The sequence below is a fragment of the Cellvibrio sp. genome (genome assembly GCF_053579595.1).
On the sequence record NZ_JBRFPI010000211.1, the window covers coordinates 1 to 7,961 of the forward strand.

At 49.3% G+C, this 7,961-nt stretch carries 7 protein-coding genes and 1 pseudogene; 1 reads left to right on the top strand and 7 read right to left on the bottom strand.

All coding sequences use genetic code 11. From position 1 onward, the window contains the following. From ACWA6V_RS13410 to ACWA6V_RS13425, 4 genes are all read right to left on the bottom strand, one after another. Nucleotides 1-2,155, bottom strand: a 2,155-nt coding sequence (locus ACWA6V_RS13410; RefSeq protein ID WP_449522965.1) for a hypothetical protein, incomplete at its 3' end; no start/stop codon positions are given. A gap of 152 nt (nucleotides 2,156-2,307) precedes the next feature. Beyond that, nucleotides 2,308-2,580, bottom strand: coding sequence for a PilZ domain-containing protein (locus ACWA6V_RS13415; RefSeq protein WP_449522966.1), 273 nt, complete (start codon nucleotides 2,578-2,580; stop codon nucleotides 2,308-2,310). A 108-nt stretch (nucleotides 2,581-2,688) separates the two neighbouring features. Next, the gene (gene parC, locus ACWA6V_RS13420) at nucleotides 2,689-4,947 is read right to left on the bottom strand and encodes a DNA topoisomerase IV subunit A (protein ID WP_449522967.1); all 2,259 of its coding nucleotides are present in this window, start codon (nucleotides 4,945-4,947) and stop codon (nucleotides 2,689-2,691) included. 122 nt (nucleotides 4,948-5,069) lie between these two features. Continuing rightward, nucleotides 5,070-5,477, bottom strand: a complete 408-nt coding sequence (locus ACWA6V_RS13425) for an LEA type 2 family protein (RefSeq protein WP_449522968.1) — start codon at nucleotides 5,475-5,477, stop codon at nucleotides 5,070-5,072. Between the two features lie 396 nt (nucleotides 5,478-5,873). Between ACWA6V_RS13425 and ACWA6V_RS13430 the strand changes: the two genes are divergently transcribed. Then, nucleotides 5,874-6,251 carry a hypothetical protein gene (locus tag ACWA6V_RS13430; protein ID WP_449522969.1) on the top strand — a complete coding sequence of 126 codons (378 nt, stop codon included), beginning with the start codon at nucleotides 5,874-5,876 and terminating at the stop codon, nucleotides 6,249-6,251. Nucleotides 6,252-6,256: 5 nt separating this feature from the next. Here ACWA6V_RS13430 and ACWA6V_RS13435 read toward each other — a convergent pair whose 3' ends face one another. The 3 genes and pseudogenes from ACWA6V_RS13435 to ACWA6V_RS13445 all read right to left on the bottom strand — a co-directional run. Continuing rightward, nucleotides 6,257-6,640: a DUF2750 domain-containing protein gene (locus ACWA6V_RS13435; RefSeq protein WP_449522970.1), complete on the bottom strand. Its 384-nt coding sequence runs from the start codon at nucleotides 6,638-6,640 to the stop codon at nucleotides 6,257-6,259. A gap of 19 nt (nucleotides 6,641-6,659) precedes the next feature. Then, a complete protein-coding gene (locus tag ACWA6V_RS13440; protein WP_449522971.1) occupies nucleotides 6,660-7,400 on the bottom strand; it encodes a M48 family metallopeptidase in 741 nt (246 codons plus the stop codon). A gap of 109 nt (nucleotides 7,401-7,509) precedes the next feature. Further along, a pseudogene (locus tag ACWA6V_RS13445) lies at nucleotides 7,510-7,961 on the bottom strand (hypothetical protein); the annotation flags it as partial.

The window sequence follows — 7,961 nt, forward strand, 5'->3', positions numbered from 1 at the left end:
TAATCACCGTACCTTCTGCAGTCGCATCAAAACTGCTAATTCCCACACCAAACGGGCCTGTACTTGTTTGCGCTGTGAACGCGGTATTTAAATGCTTGTTTAGCGCAAAGTCAGGTAAGGTTGGTGACGGTAACTCACTAAATACGCGCGGTTTTTCATCGAGCCGCTCCTCCGCGACTACTGTTGGGTTATCGCTCATGGAAAAGGTTCGCGCTAATAACGAGTTAACCCACAATTGTAATTGCGGTTGTAACTGCTCGTCGAAAAATACCGAAGCCTGTAACTGTTGCTCTAATTTGGTGAGTTTGATTCGCTCATAAATGGATAAAGTTTCCGGCCAATCCTGCACCATGGTATTTTTTGCGTTCCTGAGTAGCGGTGCTATAGCCGTTTCGGCTGCATCAATAAACTCTTCATTAGCACCTACCATAACTGCACTAAATTTCAGCACCGGCGGAAACACCTGCGGCGCCACTCCGAGATAAATTCCTTTTACCGGTGCAACATCGATCGACAGCTTTCCCAGTGCCATTGCCGTAGAGGCTTCCGAAAATTGCGACGGATTAAATAGCGCAACACTGAGCATTTGTTTTGCACTGACGGTATTCCAATCCGATAAATCTTTATCAGCGGGAGCCCCGGCATCCAAACGCCCACGGAATGCGGCGACTCGCTCCGGCGCGCCCAATACAATCCGGTCAGCGTCAATCACAGCCATCATCACCGGTTGTTTTTCGCAGGTATTTTCATCTACCGATGAAAATACTAATTGCTGTGGTGAGTCTTCATCAATCGTATAATTTTTTTTCAACCAAGCACGCCATTCTTTCGCATTAAATTTCCCGGTCAAAATCCAGAGCGGCTGGGTTTGGTTATTGGTGCGGTAAGCGGAGATCCAGACTTGATCCAATTGCTGCGCAATATTGATTCCAGACTCTTCCAGCTTGCGCCAAAAATTCACATCAGGTGCGGGCAAATTAGTTAAGCCCGCACCGGATTGCAGAACGCCAGGTAACTGTTGCAGGCGCGGCACATCGACATGCGCCAATGCAAACAGGGGTTCGGTCGCGAGCGCATTCACTATTTTTTCGTTTTGCGCTGAAGGTGTCACTGGCTGCCACAAGGGGCGCTTTAACCATAAGATAGTTGCTGCAGTTAATGCAATAGCCAATAGGATGGCTAACATGCCCCACAGAAATGAGGATTTATGAAAATCCACCTCCACGTGAGCATCGTCCGCTGGCACCTCTTCTGTTTTTTCCTCTGCTTTTTCTTCTGTTACTTTTTCTTCTAACGCGACTGACTGGGAACTAATGGCTGCAGTACCAATTTCAGACTCCGCATCAGGTTCTGATTTCGGTTTACTGCCAGCTTCAATATTAATTTCAGTTTTCGTGTTAACTTCAGATTTAGCATCAAGCTCCAGAGCTGCTTTAGCTTCCGTTGCGAGCGCCACAACTGCATCCTTTTTAATGACAGGCTCGTCGATGCCTTGCTGTGCTTGCGCAACGTCCAGTTCCGGAATGGAGGTTATCGTCTCTGGCAAGGGGGAACTGGTGATCGCCGGAGTTATCGCGGCTTTTGCTGTGACAGCCTGCTCCGTTGATTTTTTTTCTGGTTTGGCTACTGGCTTCTTTTTTTCTTTTTCTGCCGGGGTTTTAATTTTTTCTGTTGCTGCATGAGCTTCAGGAGGAATCGATTGTTGTGCAGCTTCCGATTTTTCAGGGGCAGTTATTTCTGCAGTAATAGGTACAGGAGCTGCCTCCGTATTAACGGCAGCGAGTTCAGCATCCTCCGCCTCTTCACGCGCAATAATTTTCTTAACCAACAACTGGCGTGGGGTTTCCTCTTCTTCGTCAAACCCCTCATCGAGACTATGCAGTTCCAATTCCAATTCGATTTGATCGGCAATACTATCGGCATCTGCTGCAGCTATGCTCACCACATCCAAATGAACACCCGCCTCCAAAAATGCGGCGCGCCACTGCTCAACCTCGGCGGAGGACTCCAGAATTTTAATCACACTGGGGCGCTGCGAGAGAAACACCAAGCGAACGGTTTTTGGTTTTAGTTGGAGCAACTGCGCCAAATTACCCACGATTTGATCCGCATCAAACCCTGCAGCAAATTGGTTTTTATAGATAAGCTTGTACACAAAAACTCCTTCAGTTTTCAGTACTCTGCTGAGATCTTATTCGTATTGTACGGACTCAGCAGATTCTGAAAGCACTAAAAAAGGAAAACGCTTCGCAGCGATATAATTAATAAGCAATCGCCCGGACAAACGACTGCAAGGTAAGCCAGACACTAATCTTCTTGTATAAAACGCAAGCCAACACCCGCTGGCTCTACACGTACCACTTCCAGTTGTAATACCGGTGCATCGTCCATCAACCCCTGCACCTGCCCCGTAAGCCTTGTACCAACTGGTGGTATTTGCTCAGGTTCAAGCACGACAAATACACCACCATCAGAAATATCGCGGGTTTTTACCAACAACTCACCCACTGAATCATGGGTAATTTTAATCCGGCAAGCAAAGGATGTACGCACATGACGACGCTTGTCTTTTGAGCTCATGAAAACTCCTGCGTTATTGTTGTTGCATTCTTTTATCTGGGTTGTGTAATTTTTGCTGCGCGCGTTGCACGAAAAATAAAGGCGGAATAACCGCCCCTATTGTTTAACTCACTTATCGGTCACTTCGGCTTTATCCACCTTTTGGAAACCGCGAGGAAGTTTGTTGCCGCGTCGGCCGCGCTCACCTTTGTAATGCTCCAGATCGGACATCTTCAAGGTGATGTGGCGTTTGCCCGAATGCAGCGTCAGGCACTGGCCGGGACTGATGACATTGACCGAGACTACAAACTCTTCACGTGCCGCTGCGCGCGCCGATGGAATATTCATAATCTTATTGCCTTTACCGCGCGCCAGCTCCGGCAATTCCGTTACCGGGAACACCAGCAGGCGGCCATCATTGCTCACTGCCGCCAGCAATGCCTGCTCGGGATTATCAAGCAATTGTGGCGGCAAAACCAGCGCTGCGTCAGGTAGAGTCAAGAGTGCCTTACCCGCTTTATTTTTACTGGTGAGATCTTCCAGTCGGGCGATGAAACCATAACCAGCATCCGACGCCAGCAGCACGCGCTGCTGGTCCGTGCCCATCAAAGCACCTTCAAAAGTTGCACCGCTGGGCGGACTGATACGGCCACTCAGTGGCTCGCCTTGGCCGCGCGCGGAAGGCAAGTTATGCGCAGGCAATGAATAGCTGCGCCCGGTGGAATCAATCAAAATCACTTGCTGGTTGCTCTTACCGCGCAGCGCATATTTGAAACTGTCGCCCGCTTTGTAGCTCAAGCCTTCCGGGTCTATATCGTGACCTTTCGCGGCGCGAATCCAACCTTTGTCGGAAATCACTACCGTCACCGGATCGACACTCAACAATTCCGTTTCGGTCAACGCTTGAGCTTCCGCGCGCGCAACAATCGGCGAGCGGCGATCATCGCCAAAGGCCTCGGCAATTTGAATCAATTCTTTGCGCACCAGATTTTTTAATTTCACGGCCGATTCAAGAATTTTTTGCAGACCATCGCGTTCTTTTTCCAGCGCGGTTTTCTCTTCCAGAATTTTCATCTCTTCCAAGCGAGCCAATTGGCGCAATTTGGTTTCGAGAATATATTCCGCTTGCATCTCAATTAAATTGAAGCGCTCCATCAGTACCGGTTTGGGATTATCCTCTTCGCGGATGATGCGGATCACTTCATCAACATTGAGGAACACCACCATCAATGCTGCCAAACGCAGCAAACGCTCTTCCACTTTTTCCAGACGATATTGCAAACGACGGCGGGTAGTGACGGTTCTGAAACTCAACCATTCACTCAAAATTTTCGCGAGTGATTTCACCGCCGGGCGTCCGTCGATACCAATCATGTTCATGTTGACACGATAGGTGCGTTCCAACTCGGTGGTAGCAAACAAATGTTGCATCACCTGATCCACATCAACGCGATTGGAGCGCGGGATAATCACCAGACGTGTGGGATTTTCGTGATCAGATTCATCGCGCAGGTCGGCAACCATCGGCAATTTTTTCGCCTGCATTTGCGCGGCGATTTGCTCCAGGATTTTTGCACCACTGACCTGATGAGGCAATGCGGTGATAATAATATCGCCCGACTCTTCATCTTTTTGCCAAACCGCGCGCATGCGTACACTGCCGCGGCCGGTTTCGTACATTTTGATCAGTTCTTCACGCGGCGAAATAATTTCCGCTTCGGTGGGCATATCGGGGCCGAGGATGTGCTGGCACAAATCGTTGACCGTCGCCTGCGGATTGTCGAGTAAATGCACACAGGCATTAACCACTTCACGCAAATTGTGCGGCGGAATATCCGTCGCCATACCCACGGCAATACCGGTAGTGCCGTTTAATAAAACGTTAGGCACCCGGGCGGGCAATACGATGGGTTCTTCAAGTGTACCGTCAAAGTTGGGCTGCCAATCAACCGTGCCCTGCCCTAATTCCTCAAGCAAGACTTCGCTGTATTTGGTGAGGCGCGATTCGGTGTAACGCATCGCGGCGAAGGATTTGGGATCATCGGGCGAACCCCAGTTGCCCTGGCCATCAACCAGAGTATAGCGATAGGAAAATGGCTGCGCCATTAACACCATAGCTTCATAAGAAGCGGAGTCGCCATGCGGGTGGAATTTACCGATCACATCACCCACGGTACGCGCAGATTTTTTATATTTGGCGCTGGCTTTTAAGCCCAATTCACTCATCGCATAAACAATGCGGCGCTGTACCGGTTTGAGGCCATCGCCGATATGCGGCAGGGCGCGATCGAGGATCACATACATGGAATAATCGAGGTAGGCTTTCTCGGTGTAATCTTTGAGCGCTATGCGCTCATCGGCCTCGGGCAGGGTTATTTCGTCACTCATTGAATATCCTGAAAATACAAAATTCAGATGGTTCTTTTTAGATGAATTTTAGAAAAATTGTTTCGCCAATAACACAAATGATTAGCGGTTTTATCGATATCGTTTAAGCAATTAATGGTGCCTTAACGCTTTTTTGCAGCAAGTGGGATCATCCCTTTTTCATTGATGCGCAGCGCTGGTAACCAGGCACTAAAATCCAGTTTGGCAGAAAAATTGTAATTTACATTTTCTTTAACGCCATTGCGACCAAAGTGTTCGATCAAGCGCACCAACTGCAACACATTGGCAGTGACTACCACTTTGACCGGCGTTTCTTGATAAGCAGTAAGGGTAGGCAACTGATTGCTCACGCCACTTAGCACATCAAAGTTTTCGATGCCGACGGTGTAGGACATGCCGCGCAGGGTTAAATCGCGGTCATTGGGGTTGGCGATCAACAGGCTCACTTCAATTGGCTGACTCAAGCCTTGCGCTGGCAATAATTGCAAGCCGGCAACTTTCACAGTGGGCTGCTCTAATTTCGGTTGCAAACTTGAACATCCCGCCAAACCCAAACTACAGGTTATAAAAAATCCTATCACCAATGTTTTAGTATTGACCACAACGGTCGGTGTTACGATTCGACGCAACCTTGTTTGTATACTGAAAATAAAACTCATCCCAAACTCCTTTACAGCAAAAAAATGTGAATGCAAGCACTTGTACATTAACGTCAATGTGGTCTAATCCGCGCTCTTTTTACTGAGTATTCGTCTTTAGCGTTCAGTTAATTAATCAGTAAAATAAAAAATCAGCTTAATTGCATTCAGAAAAACAACAATCAGTAAAATGACATTCCGGGAAAATAGCAGCACATAACTGCTGGCGCGCCCGACCATTGACGGTCAGCTTATACGTATTGTCCATGATTAACTGACTATAAACTTATGCCCAACCCACCCTGTAAAACATTGATCAATCCGGATGAGTTATTCGCTAGTCGCGATCTTCGCCTGCAAGACCGGCGTGAAACCCAGTACCCGCAATTAATGCGCTTATGCGCCGATTTTAATTTTTCTGTTTTGCAGTTACAGCGCAAAATTTTTAGCCACATCAGCCGCAAGATGGTACCGGGCGCACTGGAGTTTGTACTGGCGGCTCACGATGAAACAACCAATTATTGGTACAGCATGACACCGGGCTTGGCCAGCTTAAAAATGCTTAACGATTACGCCAAGCACCATGAGGTAGATATTCTGCACATGCACTTATTTGGCGACGAAGATGACGATTACAACCAATTTACCCAAAACGGTTTTTATTAATGGGCTTACTCGCCCATCTCCAGTTCAAATTCTTCGAGCAAATCCAGCGGTTCCAGCTCCTCGCCCTCTAATTCTTCATTCCAATTGATACCCACTAGCAACACATCTTCGTGCATACCGGGCAACCAATCTTCGAGAAACTCAACCAGTTCAATCGCCACCGGCTTATAGTCTTTCCAATCATCCTGGCAGTGCGCAAGCGCAAAACCCTCCTGCGACCAAAAGGGCATGACATCCACATCGTCGTGCGCTTCTGAGGCACTCAGCGCCCAGCCATCAGGCCCTTCCAGCCCCCACACGCAGCCCAACTCCATGGCTTCAACGATAAAGCGGTCAAGATTTTCAGCGGGGTCGTCACTGAGCGGATCGGTAGCGATAATGTCATTCATGCTAAAAAACCTTTGGAGTTTATAAACTGAGGTGTGCGCCTTCGGCTTTGAGCCAGGCGCGATCTGCCTTGAAGGTTGGACACGCTCTGGCGACCAACGCCCAAAAATCGGCACTGTGATTATGGTGACGCAGGTGGCTAACTTCGTGGGCGACAAGATAATCGACTATGGCCTCGGGGGCTAGCAGTATCTGCCAGTTGTATTGGATGGCGCCACGGCTGGTGCAGTGCCCCCACTTTGAGCGGGTTGCTTTGATACTGACTTGTGTACACATCAAACCCATCGTTTGCGTTAATTGGGTCGTTTTATGCGTAAGGATATTGAGCGCCTGCTGTTGATACCAACGGCTGAGCAATTGGCGAATTTGTGCATCGTCGCCCATGCGTGAACGCGGCGATAAAATCAGGTGCAAGTTTTGATCTACGCGCGCAATGGCAGCACGCGAACCGCGCCCGAGCACCAGCGTTAAGGTTTCCCCCATAAATGGGATTTGGCTACCCTGCGCGTAGCGACGCGGTTCCGGTTGAGTCGCGAGCGTTTGCTGCTGCTCGTGGATTTTTGCCCTGACCCAAGCTGCTTTTTCGTACAAGAAATTCATCAACAACGATTGCGGCGCACCCATAGGAGCGCGGATGACAACCTGCGCCTTGCGGATTTCGATACTAATACTGCGTCGCCGCGGCGAGTGGACGATAGTAAATTCAAACCCCAGCTCCACGGGCGCAGGAGTTGATTTTTTTAAACCAAACCATTCAGTCATTGTTATGCCTGAGCGCGAAAAAACAGACAGGAGAAAAACGGAATAGACAACAGTAGATACCTCGCATTATTCGAGGCGCCAAAGATACCACAGGTTGGGCGGGACCAATTCAATAGAAGCCGAGCGTGTGATCCTTGCGTGCAACATAAACAGACGTCATACCCTGCCCCATGCGCCGCGTGATCGCCGCTTCAGCCTTTAATTCGCCTGCGCGAAAATTGGCAAGCCCATCGTAAAACATCGCGGTAAAAAAGTCGGCGTCGGCATCGCGCGGGGTAAATACTTCGATGCGACACATGCTAGTGTGGCAGCTAATGCTGTTGATGCTGACACGCTGCAAGCCCTGATGCTGGGCAAACATTGCACGCAGCGACTGCTCGTACGCAGCTGCCCATTCAACATCTACCGGCTCCTGCTCAAACATGGCGGTAGCGCGCTCATAAACGCTATTTTCCACTTGTTGCACAGCGGTACGGGCAGTTTCTGGATCATGGCTAACGGGCGCGGCCATTTCATCCGATAACGCGGCGGGAGCGTCAAGAACAGTGGAGCTAGCTGCCT

What these genes read in the sequence shown, in the direction of transcription:
- ACWA6V_RS13415 (WP_449522966.1), bottom strand. Translation starts at nt 2,580, where the DNA reads ATGAGCTCAAAAGACAAGCGTCGTCATGTGCGTACATCCTTTGCTTGC.
- parC (WP_449522967.1), bottom strand. Translation starts at nt 4,947, where the DNA reads ATGAGTGACGAAATAACCCTGCCCGAGGCCGATGAGCGCATAGCGCTC.
- ACWA6V_RS13430 (WP_449522969.1), top strand. Translation starts at nt 5,874, where the DNA reads ATGCCCAACCCACCCTGTAAAACATTGATCAATCCGGATGAGTTATTC.
- ACWA6V_RS13435 (WP_449522970.1), bottom strand. Translation starts at nt 6,640, where the DNA reads ATGAATGACATTATCGCTACCGATCCGCTCAGTGACGACCCCGCTGAA.
- ACWA6V_RS13440 (WP_449522971.1), bottom strand. Translation starts at nt 7,400, where the DNA reads ATGACTGAATGGTTTGGTTTAAAAAAATCAACTCCTGCGCCCGTGGAG.